Source organism: Marinomonas piezotolerans (assembly GCF_003362755.1).
Lineage (GTDB): Bacteria > Pseudomonadota > Gammaproteobacteria > Pseudomonadales > Marinomonadaceae > Marinomonas > Marinomonas piezotolerans.
Window position 1 is genome coordinate 150,846 of record NZ_QKRA01000002.1, and the last position, 17,550, is coordinate 168,395.

Genomic DNA, 17,550 nt, shown 5'->3' on the forward strand with positions numbered 1-17,550 from the left:
TGTGAGAATGTTAATTCACAAACTGCAGAGATGATTGGTGGTTAGCGAGCTAACCACCAAGTCATTACCAAGTTTGCGTCGCTTTAAACTTCTCAATCGCAGACTTAAATGTGTCAGCGATTTCGTCGTTATACTTACCAGTTTTGTTGATGTCAGCCATCAAGTCAGCGTGTTCGCTGTTCATGTAGCCCAACAATGCATTTTCAAAGCTGGCAATTTTGCTTGTTTCAACATCCGCAAGGTAGCCTTCGTTGGCAGCGTAAAGGATTACGCCCATGTCACCAACCGACATTGGACTGAATTGTGGTTGCTTCATCAATTCAGTTACTTGCTTACCGTGCTCAAGTTGCTTACGAGTCGCATCATCAAGGTCAGAAGCGAACTGGGCGAAAGCCGCCAATTCACGGTACTGAGCAAGGGCTAGACGAATACCGCCGCCAAGCTTCTTGATGATTTTCGTTTGCGCTGCACCACCTACACGAGATACCGAGATACCAGCGTTCATTGCAGGACGGATACCCGCGTTGAATGAGCTCGTTTCTAGGAAGATCTGACCGTCAGTGATGGAGATAACGTTCGTTGGTACGAACGCTGATACGTCACCACCTTGAGTCTCGATGATTGGTAGCGCAGTCAAAGAACCTGTTTGACCTTTCACTTCACCGTTGGTGAATTTTTCTACGTAATCTACGCTTACACGAGATGCACGCTCAAGTAGACGAGAGTGCAAGTAGAATACATCACCAGGGTAAGCTTCACGACCTGGTGGACGACGAAGTAGCAATGAGATTTGACGGTAAGCCCAAGCTTGTTTCGTCAAGTCATCAAATACGATCAACGCATCTTCACCGCGGTCACGGAAGTATTCGCCCATAGAACAACCAGAGTATGGTGCTAGGAACTGCATCGCCGCTGGGTCAGATGCACCCGCTGCAACGATAGTCGTGTATTCCAATGCGCCATGTTCTTCTAGCTTACGTACTACGTTCGCAATAGTAGATTGTTTTTGACCGATCGCAACGTAGACACACTTAATGCCAGAATCTTTCTGAGCAATGATAGTGTCGATTGCAAGAGCAGTCTTACCGATTTGACGGTCACCGATGATCAACTCACGCTGACCACGACCGATTGGCACCATGGAGTCAATCGCTTTGTAACCAGTTTGCACTGGCTGATCAACACCTTGACGAGCGATAACGCCCGGAGCAACTTTTTCAACTGCATCCGTTAGTTTCGCATCGACAGCGCCTTTGCCGTCAATAGGATTACCAAGCGCGTCTACAACGCGGCCTAGTAGTTCAGGACCAACTGGTACTTCAAGAATACGACCAGTACATTTTGCTTTTTGACCTTCTACAAGGTCTTGGTAGTCACCTAGTACTACGGCACCGACAGAGTCACGCTCTAGGTTCAATGCCATACCAAAGACACCACCAGGGAATTCAATCATTTCCCCGTACATTACGTCAGCTAGACCGTGGATCAATACGATACCGTCTGCAACGCTGACAATTGTGCCCTCATTCTGGGCATCTGAAGCTACATCAAGTGTTTCGATACGCTTCTTAATGATCTCGCTGATCTCAGATGGATTCAGTTGCTGCATGCTAAATTCCTCAACCCTGGTTTCGCGAATGAAACCTTAGGAGTTTATCGCTTCGGCCAGTTTCGCCAGTTTTCCGCGTACTGAACCGTCGATGATTAAATCACCAGTACGGATTACCACGCCACCAATAAGGCTTGCGTCTGTTTCACTGGTTAAATTGATCTTACGATCTAATTTTGTACCCAATGAAGCGGCCAGTGTTTGCTCTTGTTCAGCTGATAAGTCAAAAGCAGATGTCACCACGACATTAACCGCTTTTTCGTAGTTCAGCTTGAACTGCTCAAATAACTCAGAGATTGCTGGAATAAGCGTTAGACGCTTATTCTGTGCAAGGCTTAGCAAATACGCTTTGCCTTGCTCAGTAATCACTTCATTGCACACTTCCGCTAGAGCTGTTGCCTTCTCTTGCGCACTAAAAGCTGGATTTTGAAGCGCTTTTTTAAGCTTGGATTCAGTTGTAGCAGAAGCCAATATGCTTAGCATATTGGCCCACTCAGCAACTTGGCCATGCTCACGAGCGACTTCAAAAGCGGCTTTGGCGTATGGTCGCGCGACTGTTTTTAATTCAGCCATAGGACCCTCGCTTATAGCTCTTTGGCGAGTTGTTCAACGATCTCGCTGTGTGCTTTTTCGTCAACACTGGCGCCCAAAATCTTCTCCGCACCGGCAAGAGCTAGAGTAGAAACTTGACTACGTAGTGCTTCTTTAGCACGTACGACATCTTGCTCGATCTCTGCTTGCGCTGCATCGCGTAGGCGTTTGCCGTCTGCTAGCGCTTGCTCTTTCGCTTCGTCAATGATTTGGTTAGCACGTTTGTTGGCTTGTTCAATAATCTCGGCCGCTTGTTCCTTGCTTTCGCGTAATTGTTGAGTAGCTTTTTCTTGAGCTAGCTCTAGATCACGTTCAGCACGGTTAGCTGCATCCAAACCGTCTGCAATTTTCTTGCTACGCTCTTCGAGCGCAGCAATGATTGGTGGCCACACAAACTTCATGCAGAACCACACAAAAATAGCAAACGAGATAGCTTGGCCTATCAGTGTGAGATTAATATTCACGCAAATATCCTCGCTCTAGTCGTTCAAAAAATAGATCACTTACTTTGTATAAGCGATGTATTAGCCAGCAACCTGAGCAACGAATGGGTTCGCAAAAGTGAAGAACAAAGCGATACCAACACCGATCATTGTTACAGCATCAAGAAGACCCGCTACGATGAACATTTTTACTTGCAGCATTGGAACCATTTCTGGTTGACGCGCAGCGCCTTCCAAGAATTTACCACCAAGTAGACCAAAACCAATCGCAGTACCTAGGGCACCAAGACCGATAAGAAGGGCTACAGCTACAGCGGTTAGACCAACTACAGTTTCCATTTTAACTCCTAATTTTCACAGTTTTTAAGATTTCAAGGTTTACAAAATCGTTATAAATCAACGCGTTCTTAGTGATCTTCGTGCGCCATACTCAAGTATACGATTGTCAGCATCATAAAGATAAATGCTTGCAACACGATGACTAGAATGTGGAAGATCGCCCAAGGCACAGACAACGCCCATTGAATGCCCCAAGGCAAGATCGCGATCAAGATGAAGATCAATTCACCAGCATACAAGTTACCGAAAAGTCGTAATGCTAGAGAAACTGGTTTGGCCAACAGACCTACACCTTCTAGTAGTAAATTGAATGGAATCATCCACTTACCGAAAGGTTGTAACGTCAATTCACCAACAAATCCGCTCACGCCTTTCACTTTGATGCTGTAGTAGACAATCAAAATGAAGACAGAAATAGACATACCAAGGGTCGCGTTTAAGTCCGTCGTAGGAACCACACGGAAATAAGGAACACCTAATAACGTGGCTAGGTGCGGTAAAAAGTCTACCGGAACCAAGTCCATCAAGTTCATTAGGAATACCCAAACGAAGATAGTTAACGCTAGCGGCGCAATTACTTTGTTTTTACCATGAAATGTTTCTTTGACACTCTGGTCAACGAACTCCACCATCATTTCAACAAAGTTCTGTAGGCCAGAAGGTGTATCAACTGAAACTTTTTTAGCTGCTTTACGAAACAACCAAAGGAACAGAATACCTAAGCCGATCGAGAACAACATAGTGTCCAGGTGAATCGCCCAGAACCCCATTGCCGCAGCTTCTTCAGCACCGTGAGCAATGCCCCACGTACCATCAGGATGTTGACCGTAGGTCAGATTCTGAAGGTGGTGCTGTATGTAGCTTGACGCTGTGAGATTTTCACTTGCCATATTTACATCCACACTCTTTCAATGATTAAAACCGTTCCCATCTGACGCTCAATGTTTAAGCAGCAGAGGGCTGAGCCAATGACTCAAAATTGCAATTCCGAAGCCAGCAAAAAGTGCTCCAGCAGACAGTGGTTTGATAAATATGAATACAGCCATTAATAACAATGCTGTAAGAACCAGCTTACCTGCTTCGCCTCGATAAAATGACCTCACTACGTCTTTCGCAGCTCGCGTCCCAGCATGACCAAATACTCGCCATGCCATATATAAACTTGGTAAAACGCTGGCCAATGCCCCAGCCAAAAAAGAGTACGCGTGTAGACCATCAAAGATCACAAAAATTCCCACGCTTAGGAAAAAAGCCAGTACTAACTGCAAACCGACAAATCGAAACACAGCCCGCTTTTTCGCGGCCAATAAAGCACTCGCGCTCAGCGGCTTATTATGTGTCATCGAACTTCCCCTAACTTGATGCACCAATACATGACATTAAATACGCATATAATGTGATCAAATTTAAAATCCGAGGCATTATATGGGTTATATTGAGGCGGTTCAATACAAACACCGCATAGATAACGCACTATTCGTACAATGATTATAAAAAGACAGCCTTAATACTGTGCATTTATTGGTTCAGATCAAATAATTCAGCCATCATCATCTCTAGATGTGCTTGATCCCGATATTCGATAACCAATTTCCCCTTCCCTTTCGCACTGGGTTGAATTTTTACATTTGACTGAATTTTTTCAGCAATTCTTGAGGCATGGGCGCTGTAATCAGGAAGTTGAGGAGCACTTCCGGTTTCACGTGGTGGATTTTGATAGGCTTTAACTAACTTTTCAGTATCACGCACAGACAATGATTGAGTAATCACAGTCGACGCGGCTTGCGTCTGTAATTCAGCATCCAAACCAAGTAATGCTCGAGCATGACCCATTTCTATATCGCCATGCTCCAGTAGACGCCGAACCTCTGGGGTTAAATTCAATAACCGTAACGTATTTGCGACACCTGAGCGTGATTTCCCAACGGTATCAGCGACTTGCTGCTGCGTTAAGCTAAACTCATCCACTAAGCGCTGCAAAGCCATAGCTTCTTCCACGGGATTGAGGTCTTCTCGCTGAATATTCTCAATGAGAGCCAGTACGATAGCATCAGCGTCTTCTACGTGACGAATGATAACCGGTACTTTATCTAACCCTGCAATTCGAGCGGCGCGCCAGCGACGCTCACCTGCGATTATTTCATAACGTTGATCACCAATCGGCCGAACAACAATGGGTTGCATGATGCCTTGATTTCGAATCGAATTAGCCAATTCATCTAATTGGTTCGGGTTCATATCACGACGAGGCTGAAATTTCCCCTTACTTAACCAATCAACAGGAAGATACGTCAGCCCTTGAATGGGTTCGTTAGCCTCAACACTGCCTTCATCGTCTTGCGCAGGAGCCGATTTGGGAGCCAACAAGGCATCTAGGCCACGTCCCAAACCACGTTTTTTCATCGTCATAGTCTATAAACCTTTTTTACGAGCAAAGCTCAATTAAGCAGCAGCACGCTTACGAATAAACTCTCCGGCCAACGCTAGGTAAGCGACGGCCCCACGAGACTGCTTTTCATAATGCAATACCGGTAACCCATAACTTGGCGCTTCGGCTAAGCGAATATTACGCGGAATAACCGTATCAAATACTTTTTCACCAAAATGCTCGACCAGTTGAGTCGAGACGTCATGAGTTAAGCTCGGGCGAGGGTCGTACATAGTACGAAGTATTCCTTCGATAGCAAGCGATGGATTAAGAGCCGTCGTAATAGTTTCGATGGTCTGCAGTAATGCAGATAACCCTTCTAACGCATAGTATTCGCATTGCACCGGAATGAGAACGCCTTGTGCTGCTGCCAATGCGTTGACAGTAAGCATGTTTAATGAAGGAGGGCAATCAAGCAATACATAGTCAAATTCGCTTTCGACTTCATAGAGCCCCGCCCGCAAACGTGTTTCTTTGCTGGGCAAATCCAGTAACGCCACTTCAGCGCCTGTTAAATCCCCATTCGCAGGCAGAACTGTATAACCCGCTGCTTCACTAAAAACCATGACATCTTTAACACTGTGAGTGCCAACCAATACATCAAATACTGACGTTTGCAGCTCATCTTTATGTAACCCACTCCCTGTGGTCGCATTGCCTTGTGGGTCTAAGTCAATCAAAAGCACCCGTCGCTTCATCGCACTCAATGAGGCTGCGAGGTTAACACATGTAGTCGTTTTACCGACGCCACCTTTTTGATTAGTCACTGCGATGATTCGCGCCATGTTTTTATCCTTTGCGGGTCATGATTACCATATGACGTTCAGCGTCTATGGTGGGAACACTCAGTGGTTGAATCGTTTGAACAGTAACCGTATCAGGCAACTGCAATAACTCATCTTCAGGGTACACCCCTTTCATCGCTAAAAAATTACCATTTGCTGACGGCAATGGTAAACACCAGTTGATCATGTCTTCTAATGATGCAAACGCTCGCGATGTCACATGATCGTACTCCCCTTGACGAGCATGCTTTTCGACACGTTCATTGGCAACGGAGACATTCGACAATCCCATTTCCATCTTAACTTGGGTTAGAAAACGTGTTTTTTTGCCATTGCTATCTAACAGCGTGAAGTTTTTATCTGGTAAACAGATAGCAAGAACCATTCCGGGAAGTCCTGGGCCGGTGCCGACATCAATGATATTTTGGCCAGTTATGAATGGTAAGGTGGCAAGACTGTCCAGCAAATGCAATGACACCATTTTATCAGCGTCGCGAATAGCCGTCAGATTATACGCCTTATTCCATTTTTGCAGCATGTCTAAATACTGTACAAGCTGTTCGATGGTGTGATTAGAAAGTGAGACGCCCATTTTATCGGCGCCCCACTTGAGGGTTTCAAAATAACTCACGATGGTTCCTAGAAAAGCAATCTAATGGTCGCTGATTCTAGGCACTTTTACGGCTTATCGCACGTTTTTTCAAATGCACTAACAGTAAAGATACTGCAGCAGGCGTTACCCCTTGTATACGGGATGCGGCTGCAAGCGACTCAGGACGAGCTTCTTGAAGTTTTTGTTTCACCTCATTAGATAGACCATCAATGGCCGTATAGTCCAAATCAGCCGGCAAAACAGTATTCTCTTGGCGACGCATTCGTTCAATATCGTCAGCTTGACGCGCAATATAGCCCGCATACTTTACCGAGATCTGTACTTGCTCCGACACTTGCTCAGCAACCGGCGTCTCAGGCGCATTTTTCAAGTGTGCCACATCTGAATACTCAACACCTGGACGCTTTAATAGATCCAACAAACTGTATTCGTGACTGATTGGTGTCTCTAGCTTAGGATTAATGGCTTCAGCTTCTGGAGTGTTGGGCACAATCCAAGACGTCTTCATACGCTGAGTTTCTTTCTCAATCGCTTCACGCTTCTCACAAAATGCCGCCCAACGCTCGTCCGAGACTAAGCCAACTTCTCGACCTTTTTCTGTCAATCGAATATCGGCATTGTCTTCACGTAAGATCAAACGATATTCAGCACGACTGGTAAACATGCGATAAGGCTCTTTGGTACCCATAGTAATCAGGTCATCAACTAACACACCTAGATACGCTTCATCACGACGAGGCGTCCAACTGTCTTTACCCTGTGCTTGAAGTGCCGCATTCATACCGGCTAAAAGCCCTTGAGCACCGGCTTCTTCATACCCAGTGGTGCCATTAATCTGACCTGCGAAGAACAACCCTTCCATATGCTTTGTTTCAAGAGAGTATTTTAGATCTTGAGGATTAAAATAGTCATACTCTATGGCATACCCTGGACGAGTAATATGGGCATTTTCCATACCTTTCATGGATCGAATCAAATCCAGCTGTACATCAAATGGTAATGATGTTGATACGCCATTTGGGTACAACTCATGTGTGGTTAACCCTTCAGGTTCAATAAATACCTGATGAGAATCTTTATCCGCAAAACGTACTATTTTATCTTCAATGGATGGACAGTAACGTGGCCCTACACCTTCTATCACACCAGAATACATTGGCGATCGGTCCATTCCAGCACGGATAATGTCATGCGTACGTTCGTTGGTATGCGTGATAAAACAATTGATTTGCTGCGGGTGTAAGCTTCGATTCCCCATGTAAGACATAACAGGTGTAATGTCATCACCAGGCTGTGCTTGCATTAAGGAAAAATCCACTGACCGAGCATCGATTCTTGGAGGGGTACCCGTTTTGAGTCGATCTATTCGAAATGGCAATGCCCGTAATTTTTCGGCTAAGCCAAGCGATGCAGGATCACCTGCTCGACCACCAGAGTAATTTTGCATGCCAACATGGATGATACCGCCAAGGAACGTACCAGTTGTCAGTACCACTGTTTTAGCGCGGAATTGAATACCACTTTGTGTGATAACACCGCGTGCGGCACCTTGTTCTACAATTAAATCTTCGCAAGACTGTTGAAAAAGCCAAAGATTTGGCTGGTTTTCCAACATTTCTCTGATTGCAGCTTTATATAATATGCGATCAGCTTGTGCTCGGGTCGCTCGAACAGCTGGTCCCTTTCGGCTATTCAGAGTTCGAAATTGAATACCTGCCTTGTCTGTTGCAAGCGCCATTGCCCCATCCAAAGCGTCAATTTCTTTTACTAAGTGGGACTTCCCAATACCACCAATAGCTGGGTTACAAGACATTTGTCCCAGCGTTTCGATATTGTGAGTCAATAAAAGGGTTTTTACACCCATGCGTGCTGCAGCAAGAGCGGCTTCGGTACCAGCATGGCCACCGCCAACCACAATCACATCAAAGCGAGTTGGGAAATCCACACAGACCTCGATAAATGAATAAAAAACGAACAGTTCATGAATTAGGGCGCCTAGTATATCGACTAAATCTCAAATTGAAAGAGAGACTCCGTCGCTTTCCCCGGTCATCATTAATAAGAATAGAATAGTATTATATGTCTTTCTTAATCTTAAGTTATTTATATAGTAAGTCTAAATCTGTTAGTAATTTACAAAAAAACCTATATATCAATGCTTTATGTCGATAACAACATGTTAGGTACCAACGCATATCCCTGTGTTGTGGATAATCATACCCTGTGTATAAATAGGTGAGTTATACATGATGGAAATTTGAAGTAAGAGTTGTTAAAACCTGTGCAAAACTTCTTATTCACTTATTACCGTTCTTTTCCACAGGTGGTTTTTGGATTTTAAATGTTAATAACTAATTGATTTAAATAAAAAATATCGCTTTTTTTGGGTATCCATACAGGTCTTTTTGAAAAAAATAATCCACAGATGATTTTCTTATATTTTTTTGCGATATTTTTCACTGTTTGTAATTCGGTTTGTGCATAACGCGTATTGATCCGATAATGTTTCATAAGGTGGATAACCCATAGAAACAGCGTTTCACGTAATTGTGGATAGATTTTTCGTTGATACTTGCTACTTTTTACAGTGCTAGAGGAAGAGAATGTAAGTACTTAGGTTACTTATTTTTTACGCGCAATACGGTTGCTGAATGATGGCAGACATGACACGTTCAACTACTAATAACCGCTATGTGTAGGAATGGACTAACGAGGAAAAACCATGGTGAAAGCAGTACTGATTAGTAAAGATGAACAGGGTTATCAGGCTAATGTAACCCAGATAGATCCGAAGCAGTTACCAGAAGGAGATGTGCAAGTTGCTGTGATAGCAAGCACATTAAATTATAAAGATGCGCTAGCTATCACAGGCCGATCACCAGTCGTGAGACAATTTCCTATGGTGCCTGGGATCGATTTAGTGGGCGAAGTGCTGACGTCGCAAAGTGACCGCTTTAAAGTCGGTGATCACGTTTTACTGAATGGGTTTGGTGTGGGTGAAACGCATTGGGGTGGATTGGCAGAGCAAGCGAGCTTAAACAGCGATTGGCTGATTTCACTTCCGAGTGCTTTCAATGCTCAACAGGCCATGGCCATTGGTACGGCCGGTTACACAGCAATGTTAAGTGTTATGGCGTTGGAAAAGCATGGTATCACTCCTTCTCATGGGCCTATTTTAGTTACAGGAGCAAATGGTGGTGTTGGGAGTTATGCTATCCGCATTTTAAGTAAACTGGGCTTTGATGTGGTTGCCAGCACTGGACGTCTGCATGAGTCAGATTATTTAAAGCAGCTTGGAGCGAGTGATGTGATAGACCGCTCTGAATTATCCAATTCAGGTAAACCGCTGCAAAAAGAACGTTGGGCGGGTGTGGTAGATTGCGTTGGTAGTCATACTTTGGCAAACGCTTGTGCCAGCGTGAAATATGGTGGTGCAGTGACCGCTTGTGGTTTGGCACAAGGTATGGATTTCCCTGCTTCTGTCGCTCCTTTTATTTTGCGCGGTATTACACTATATGGGATTGACAGTGTAATGCGTCCCATCATTGATCGTGAGAAGGCATGGGACCGCCTTGGAGAGCTACTGGATGATCAAGATTTAGAGCAAATTAGCGCTAATATTGGGTTAGAAGAAGTGGTGGAGTATGCTCATAAACTCTTAGACGGAAGTATTCGTGGCCGAGTGATAGTCTCCATTTGATAAGAATCAGACACATTAACTACGATAAACGCCCACTTTATATTTGTGGGCGTTGTCAGCGTTATTTACCGATACAGAATGAACCAAAGATACGTCCTAGTAAATCATCGCTAGTAAAGGCGCCCGTAATTTCACTCAACGCTTCCTGAGCTTCCTTCAAGTCCTCTGCTAGTAATTCTCCTGCCCCATAGTCATGCAGTTGTTCAAAGCCAGCATCGAGGTAACGATTGGCTTTATGCAGTGCTTCAAGGTGGCGGCGGCGTGCAATGAATCCACCCTCTGTTGTGCTATCAAATCCCATGACATTTTTAAGATGAGTTGTGAGAGCGTCAATGCCGTCATTCGTTTTTGCTGATAATGAAATGACTGGTAAACCGTTAATGTCTTCATACCCTGTGGCTTCTCTCGTCAGGTCAACTTTGTTGCGTACGAGCGTCAAATGTTCACGAGAAGCAAGTTGGCTCATAAATTCGGGCCAAATGTCATTCGGATCATTGGAGTCGACCGATTGGCTATCAACCATGAGTAGAATCCGATCAGCTTTATGGATTTCTTCCCAAGCGCGTTGAATACCAATGCGCTCTACTTCATCTGGGCTGTCTCTAAGGCCCGCAGTATCGATAATGTGCAGAGGCATGCCATCTAGATGGATGTGCTCTCTCAGGACGTCTCGGGTGGTCCCTTCAATCGCTGTGACGATAGCTGAGTCCTTTCCTGATAGCGCATTAAGTAAACTGGATTTGCCAGCGTTAGGTCGTCCTGCGATCACGACGCTCATCCCTTCGCGTAACAACGCACCTTGATTGGCTTCTTTCATGACGCTGTTGAGTTTGTCGCGTATGTCTTTCAGTTGTGCCGCCACTTTACCATCACCAATGAAGTCAATTTCTTCTTCAGGAAAGTCGATAGCCGCTTCTACATAAATGCGTAAATGGATCAGTGCTTCAACTAATTCATCGACGCGTTTTGAGAACGCCCCTTGCAAAGATCTTAGCGCACATTTTGCCGCTTGCTCAGACGACGAATCAATTAAGTCAGCGATTGCTTCCGCTTGAGTTAAGTCCATTTTGTCATTCAAAAATGCTCGCTCAGAGAACTCACCAGGGCGAGCCAAACGTGCGCCTAGCGCAACACATCGACTTAGTAGCATGTCCATTATTACAGGGCCTCCATGTCCCTGTAGCTCAAACACATCTTCTCCTGTGAATGAATTAGGGCCTGGAAAATAGAGCGCAATGCCAACGTCGAGTTGCTCACCATTTTGATCATTAAATGGGACATAGTGAGCATGGCGTGGTGTTGGATCAAAGCCAATGATCTGTTTAGCAATGGCTAAGCTTTTGCGTCCAGATAAACGGATAATACCGACACCGCCTCGGCCTGGCGCAGTCGCTTGGGCAACAATGGTGTCTTGATCGATGAGTTGCTGAAAATCGGACATAACGGCTCGTCTTAAGTGCAAATTTAATTAAGTTTAGTGTAAGGCGTAAACGACAAAAAGGCTTCCCTAAGGAAGCCTTTTTAAAAGCATCAAATGTCGATGAAGCGAATTAGTTGCCGCCTTTTTCGATGCTCTTGGTAATAACGTACTGCTGAACAATAGACAATGTGTTGTTGACTACCCAGTACAGTACAAGACCGGCTGGGAACCACAAGAAGAAGAACGTAAATGCGATAGGCATGATCTTCATGATGCGAGCTTGCATCGGATCTGGTGGCGTAGGGTTCAACATTTGCTGACCCAGCATACTTAGACCCATTAGGATCGGTAGTACAAAGTATGGGTCCATTGCTGACAAGTCATTAATCCAAAGCATAAATGGCGCATGACGCAATTCTACTGATTCCATTAGTACCCAATATAGGGATAGGAATACTGGCATCTGCACTAGTATTGGAAGACAACCACTTAATGGATTGATCTTCTCTTTTTTGTACAGCGCCATCATGGCTTGCGACATGGCTTGGCGATCGTCGCCATGCTGTTCGCGTAGACGAGCTAGCTCAGGACCAAACTTACGCATTTTTGCCATCGAGCGGTAGCTCGTAGCCGATAATTTGAAGAAGATCGCTTTCACACAAACAACAATCAAGATGATTGCGACACCCCAGTTGATAACAACTGACTGAATCGCTGTGAGTAGCCAGAACAATGGTTTTGCGAGCCACCACAACCAACCGTAGTCCACGGTTAAATCTAGGTTTTCAGCGGTGCTTTCTAACTGGTCTTGCAGCTTAGGACCCACATAGAATGTTGAGCTGAGTGTACCTTGTTGCCCCGGAGCAATTTCAACTGCTTGACCAGTAAAACCGATTAAGTTGAAGCCATTATTAGTGCGGGCTTGCAGTGTTACTTTTTGGCCTTGCTCAGGAATCCAAGCGGATACGAAATAGTGCTGAAGCAATGCTACCCAGCCTTTCGTTGTCGATACTTTTACTGGCTCTTCTTCCATATCTGAGAACGAAATTTTGCTGTATTTCGTTTGCTCATCGGAAATCGCACCACCTAAATAAGGTTGTAACCCCATATTGGTGGCAGTACTCGGATCTTCGCTGCTATCTCGCTTGATCTGTGCAAAAAGATTACCTTTCCAAGTTTCAGCAGACGTATTGTCAACCGTGATTAGTTGGCGAATATCGTAACGGCCTTGGGTAAAACGAAACGTTTTTGTGTACTTCACGCCGTCTGCATCGGTGTAATACAGGTTTACATCCAATGTCTTATCACCGGCCTCTAGTGCATAGGACGTTTGTTCCGTTTGATAAACTGGACGACCTTCTGGATTCGCATCCGGTCCATCGCGACCCACTAAACCACTTTGGGTAACATAGATACGCTCATTGCCATTGTCCAAAATGACGAATGGTTCTTTGCCTTCATTCGTTTTGGTGTATTGCAATAAAGATGCTTCGACTAAGTCACCACCGACAGGGTTAATGGCAACATTCAAAGTATCCGTTTTGACGTGGATTAGCTGACCTGGAGCCACTTTATCGACTTGGTCAGGAATCTCTGCGTTGGCGGTTGTGCCTTGCGCGCCGATTGCATTTGGCAGGTCTGAGTCGGCCGCAACGGTTTCGTTGGGTGTTGCTACCGTTTTGTTGGTTGCAGCAGTGCCATAGTCTTGGTTCCACTGTAAGAACAGTAGGTAGCCACTGACAAACAGCGCTCCCCATAAAAAGTAACGTCTGAAATCCATGGTATTCAACTAGTTTGTTTGGTTGGACAATGGGGTGTCACCACCCTTTTGAAAATCACGCCGTATTAAACCAGCCTTTAGCCGATTTTTCAGCCTATTTCTTTGATGAGTTGTGTTGTTTTTGCTCAGAATGTGGTTTTTGAGCTTTCTTCGCCAATTGCTTCCACGCTTTTTCTAATCGTTTGTGCAAATCAGCGTTATCTACTTCGCGAATACCGTTACGAGCTAAGAAGATAATTTCAAGGCCATTGAGCAATTCTTGATGATGACGAAAGGAGTCTCGAACAACACGTTTGATTCGGTTACGACCTACCGCACGTTTGTCGGTTTTTTTCGATACGATCAAACCTAACTTTGCAGGGTGAGCCTGTTTTCTTGCTAATAGGAGGAATTCACCTGCGAAGACTTTCGAAGATGTGTCATTGAAAACGGATTGATAATCCCCGGCATTCAGAAGTCTGACCTGCCGGGGAAAACAATAGCTTGCCATCAACGTATTAAGCAGACAGTTGCTTACGACCGCGAGCGCGGCGAGCCGCTAAAACTTTGCGTCCGTTTTTAGTTGCAGAGCGAGCACGGAAACCGTGTGCACGTTTACGCTTAAGTACGCTAGGTTGGAAAGTTCTTTTCATTTCAATATCTCACTGAATCAGTGTTCTGAGTGTGAGGGTTAGCGTCCGCCAAGCCTCTTATTCTGATCAAAATCAGGGCGCGGATTTTAGTGTGTTTACGGCTACAATTCAATCGTTTGGAACGTCTTTTCTTGTAAAATGTTAACCACAAAATGCTCCCCATAGTTACACACAGTTTTTTAGCTCTATTGTGCGTAACCAATTTAGATAATCTATTTAAATATCCACAAGGCACATTATAAAGTTAGAAAAGCTGTTTATTAACAGTAGTTTACTCTAATATTATCCTGTGCATATCTAGACAGGATGAATCTTGTTAATATGTGAATAAGTTGCCTGTTTATGCACATGCATAAAAATATATTAACGGGTGTGTATAACTTTATTTGTTATTAACAAATCTAAAAACACAGAGACTTCGCGATAGAATGTAACTTTTTGTGGATAACTATAATATGTCACGATAGAATCCCCTTCTTGTTCAGCATTTACCATTTTTAAGAATTCCATCTTAGGAGAACGTCTATCGTGTCTTTGCAGTACTGGGAGCGTTGTCTTGCAAGATTGCAGGATGAGTTTTCCACATCGCAATTCAATACTTGGATTCGTCCACTTAAAGCTGAAATAGAAGCCAGTGGTGATCTTTGTTTGTATGCACCTAATCGTTTTGTCTTGGATTGGGTGACAAATAAATATCAAGCGCGTATCAAAGAACTGTTATCTGAGTTTGCCGGCGATGAGCCAGCGCCCAACTTAGTGTTTGAAGTTCGCCAAGCTGGATTTACGAAGCCGACACCTCCGCCTCCCGCTCCGGCACCACAAGCGCCAGAACCTTCCTCTAATCTAATGTCATCAGAACCAAGCTTAGAAAGAGGTTACTCCCCTGGCTTTAGTTTAATGGACGACGAAACGAGAGACGGACCAGAAATCGAATTTGAAGCGCCGCTAAGCTTATCTGATAGCCCTGCGCGCGTGGAGCCGGAACCTTATGAACAAGGTCAGTTACCGCTCAATCCGCCGAATCGAAAAGTACAAGTAGAAGGCGGCATCAATCATGGTGCCAATCTTAATAATTCATTTACGTTTGAAAACTTTGTCGAAGGTAAGTCGAACCAATTGGCTCACGCGGCCGCCCAGCAAGTCGCCGAGAATCCAGGTGGTGCTTATAATCCACTCTTTATTTACGGTGGCGTCGGGTTAGGTAAAACTCACTTAATGCAAGCCGTGGGTACTGAGCTGATGCGCCATAACCCAAATGCAAAAGTCGTGTATCTGCATTCGGAGCGTTTTGTTGCGGATATGGTTAAGGCGCTGCAGCTAAACGCGATCAATGACTTTAAACGTTATTACCGATCTGTCGATGCACTGCTCATTGACGACATTCAATTCTTTGCCGGTAAAGATCGAACACAAGAAGAGTTTTTTCATACGTTTAACGCTTTATTAGAAGGCGGCCAACAAATGATTTTAACGTGTGACCGTTATCCGAAAGAGATTCAAGGATTGGAAGACCGCTTAAAATCTCGGTTTGGCTGGGGCTTGACGGTAGCGATCGAACCGCCGGAGTTAGAGACGCGAGTCGCCATCTTGATGCGTAAAGCAGAAGAAAGTGGTGTGAAATTATCTTATGATTCGGCATTCTTTATCGCGCAAAAGATTCGATCTAATGTCCGAGAGTTAGAAGGTGCATTAAAACGAGTCATCGCCAACTCACACTTTACTGGGCGAGCGATTACGCCTGATTTCGTGCGAGAGTCATTAAAAGACCTTTTGGCCTTGCAGGACAAGTTGGTGAACATTGATAATATCCAGCGAATTGTAGCGGAATATTACAAGATCAAGATTAGCGATTTGCTGTCCAAGCGTCGGAGTCGCTCTGTTGCGCGTCCCCGTCAAGTGGCGATGTCGCTGGCGAAAGAGCTGACAAACCATAGTTTGCCAGAAATTGGCGAAGCGTTTGGTGGTCGTGATCATACGACCGCATTGCATGCCATTCGTAAAATTAAAGAGTTACAAGATACGGATTCAGATATCCGTGAAGATTACAAACAATTGATGCGCATTCTGACCACCTAATTGGTCTAAGACTTTGAATTAACGAGGAAAAGAATGAAATTTTCAGTCGTCCGCGAAACACTGCTAAAACCACTACAACTGGTGGCGGGTGTAGTAGAGCGTAAACAAACGATGCCAGTTTTGGCGAACGTTTTGGTAGAAGTAAAGGACCAAACTCTGACGCTGACCGGGTCAGACCTCGAAGTCGAATTAGTCGGCCAAGTGCCACTGGATGAATGCCAAGAAGGTCGCATCACGATTCCCGCACGTAAGCTGATGGACATTTGTAAGAGCCTTCCAGACAGCGCTGTGATTGAGTTCTCTCTTGATGAGCAAAAAGCGTTGATTCGTTCGGGTCGTTCGCGTTTCACCTTATCGACCTTACCCGCGGAAGAGTTTCCGAATATCCAAGATATGCAGGGTGATCTGGTGGTGAACATCCCACAAGTGAGCGTTCGTAAACTTATCGACCGCACTGGTTTTGCGATGGCGAACCAAGACGTCCGTTATTACTTGAATGGTATGCTATTTGAAGTGGCTGACGGCCAACTTCGTGTTGTGGCAACTGATGGACACCGACTCGCTACGGCCGTAGAGGATGCTCAAGTTTCAGGTGATTTAACGCAAGTGATCGTGCCACGTAAAGGTGTGTTGGAGCTCAACCGTTTATTAACGGATACAGATGAGACTGTTGAGCTAACAATTGGTACAAATCATATCCGCGCAAAAGTAGCGGATTACACGTTCACATCCAAATTGGTGGAAGGTAAATTCCCTGATTATCATCGAGTGATCCCACGTAATAATGAAAAGCTTGTCACGGCTGATCGTTTAGAGCTGCGTCAAGTGTTTCTACGCGCGTCGATTCTATCAAATGAAAAATACCGTGGTGTACGTCTCATCCTAGCGAATGGCATGTTGCAAGTGTTCGCCAACAACCCAGAGCAAGAAGAAGCGGAAGAGTCTGTTCTCGTTCAATACCAAGGCGATAACCTAGAAGTTGGCTTTAATGTTGGCTATTTGTTAGATGTTTTAGGCGTGATTGATTCACCAGAAGTGTGCATCTCATTGAATGATGCAAACAGCAGCGCATTGATTGAAGAAGGTCAAGGTCACGCTTCGCAGTACGTTGTGATGCCGATGCGTTTGTAATAG

17 protein-coding genes are annotated in these 17,550 nt (G+C 44.8%); 3 read left to right on the top strand and 14 right to left on the bottom strand.

Going from position 1 to position 17,550, the window contains the following annotated elements; genetic code table 11:
* Window positions 1-64: 64 nt before the first annotated feature.
* The 10 genes from atpA to mnmG all read right to left on the bottom strand — a co-directional run bounded on the left by atpA (window position 65) and on the right by mnmG (window position 8,753).
* Window positions 65-1,609, bottom strand: a complete 1,545-nt coding sequence (gene atpA / locus DN730_RS04660; protein WP_115466952.1) for a F0F1 ATP synthase subunit alpha — start codon at window positions 1,607-1,609, stop codon at window positions 65-67.
* 36 nt (window positions 1,610-1,645) lie between these two features.
* Window positions 1,646-2,182, bottom strand: a complete 537-nt coding sequence (locus tag DN730_RS04665) for a F0F1 ATP synthase subunit delta (RefSeq protein WP_115466953.1) — start codon at window positions 2,180-2,182, stop codon at window positions 1,646-1,648.
* Between the two features lie 11 nt (window positions 2,183-2,193).
* Window positions 2,194-2,664, bottom strand: coding sequence for a F0F1 ATP synthase subunit B (locus DN730_RS04670; protein ID WP_115466954.1), 471 nt, complete (start codon window positions 2,662-2,664; stop codon window positions 2,194-2,196).
* 60 nt (window positions 2,665-2,724) lie between these two features.
* Complete coding sequence (gene atpE, locus DN730_RS04675) at window positions 2,725-2,982, bottom strand: F0F1 ATP synthase subunit C (protein ID WP_067035513.1); 258 nt, start codon at window positions 2,980-2,982, stop codon at window positions 2,725-2,727.
* 68 nt (window positions 2,983-3,050) lie between these two features.
* Entirely contained in the window at window positions 3,051-3,872 is an 822-nt protein-coding gene (gene atpB / locus DN730_RS04680) for a F0F1 ATP synthase subunit A (RefSeq protein WP_115466955.1), read from the bottom strand.
* Between the two features lie 48 nt (window positions 3,873-3,920).
* Window positions 3,921-4,325 (bottom strand): ATP synthase subunit I, encoded by a 405-nt coding sequence (locus tag DN730_RS04685; protein ID WP_115466956.1) that lies wholly within the window; start codon window positions 4,323-4,325, stop codon window positions 3,921-3,923.
* A 175-nt stretch (window positions 4,326-4,500) separates the two neighbouring features.
* Window positions 4,501-5,391, bottom strand: a complete 891-nt coding sequence (locus DN730_RS04690; RefSeq protein ID WP_115466957.1) for a ParB/RepB/Spo0J family partition protein — start codon at window positions 5,389-5,391, stop codon at window positions 4,501-4,503.
* Window positions 5,392-5,424: 33 nt separating this feature from the next.
* Window positions 5,425-6,195 carry a ParA family protein gene (locus DN730_RS04695; RefSeq protein ID WP_115466958.1) on the bottom strand — a complete coding sequence of 257 codons (771 nt, stop codon included), beginning with the start codon at window positions 6,193-6,195 and terminating at the stop codon, window positions 5,425-5,427.
* Between the two features lie 4 nt (window positions 6,196-6,199).
* Window positions 6,200-6,826 carry a 16S rRNA (guanine(527)-N(7))-methyltransferase RsmG gene (gene rsmG, locus DN730_RS04700; protein ID WP_115466959.1) on the bottom strand — a complete coding sequence of 209 codons (627 nt, stop codon included), beginning with the start codon at window positions 6,824-6,826 and terminating at the stop codon, window positions 6,200-6,202.
* Window positions 6,827-6,863: 37 nt separating this feature from the next.
* Window positions 6,864-8,753: a tRNA uridine-5-carboxymethylaminomethyl(34) synthesis enzyme MnmG gene (gene mnmG, locus DN730_RS04705; protein ID WP_115466960.1), complete on the bottom strand. Its 1,890-nt coding sequence runs from the start codon at window positions 8,751-8,753 to the stop codon at window positions 6,864-6,866.
* 777 nt (window positions 8,754-9,530) lie between these two features.
* Between mnmG and acuI the strand changes: the two genes are divergently transcribed.
* Window positions 9,531-10,508: an acrylyl-CoA reductase (NADPH) gene (gene acuI, locus DN730_RS04710; protein ID WP_115466961.1), complete on the top strand. Its 978-nt coding sequence runs from the start codon at window positions 9,531-9,533 to the stop codon at window positions 10,506-10,508.
* A gap of 61 nt (window positions 10,509-10,569) precedes the next feature.
* Here the strand turns inward: acuI and mnmE are convergent, their stop codons facing one another.
* From mnmE to rpmH, 4 genes are all read right to left on the bottom strand, one after another.
* Window positions 10,570-11,949, bottom strand: coding sequence for a tRNA uridine-5-carboxymethylaminomethyl(34) synthesis GTPase MnmE (gene mnmE, locus DN730_RS04715; protein ID WP_115466962.1), 1,380 nt, complete (start codon window positions 11,947-11,949; stop codon window positions 10,570-10,572).
* Between the two features lie 109 nt (window positions 11,950-12,058).
* A complete protein-coding gene (gene yidC, locus DN730_RS04720) occupies window positions 12,059-13,708 on the bottom strand; it encodes a membrane protein insertase YidC (RefSeq protein WP_115466963.1) in 1,650 nt (549 codons plus the stop codon).
* 94 nt (window positions 13,709-13,802) lie between these two features.
* Window positions 13,803-14,198, bottom strand: a complete 396-nt coding sequence (gene rnpA, locus DN730_RS04725; RefSeq protein ID WP_115466964.1) for a ribonuclease P protein component — start codon at window positions 14,196-14,198, stop codon at window positions 13,803-13,805.
* A gap of 7 nt (window positions 14,199-14,205) precedes the next feature.
* Window positions 14,206-14,340 carry a 50S ribosomal protein L34 gene (gene rpmH, locus DN730_RS04730; RefSeq protein WP_115466965.1) on the bottom strand — a complete coding sequence of 45 codons (135 nt, stop codon included), beginning with the start codon at window positions 14,338-14,340 and terminating at the stop codon, window positions 14,206-14,208.
* A gap of 528 nt (window positions 14,341-14,868) precedes the next feature.
* Between rpmH and dnaA the strand changes: the two genes are divergently transcribed.
* A complete protein-coding gene (dnaA, locus tag DN730_RS04735) occupies window positions 14,869-16,416 on the top strand; it encodes a chromosomal replication initiator protein DnaA (RefSeq protein WP_115466966.1) in 1,548 nt (515 codons plus the stop codon).
* A gap of 33 nt (window positions 16,417-16,449) precedes the next feature.
* Complete coding sequence (gene dnaN / locus DN730_RS04740) at window positions 16,450-17,547, top strand: DNA polymerase III subunit beta (protein ID WP_115466967.1); 1,098 nt, start codon at window positions 16,450-16,452, stop codon at window positions 17,545-17,547.
* Window positions 17,548-17,550 lie beyond the last annotated feature (3 nt).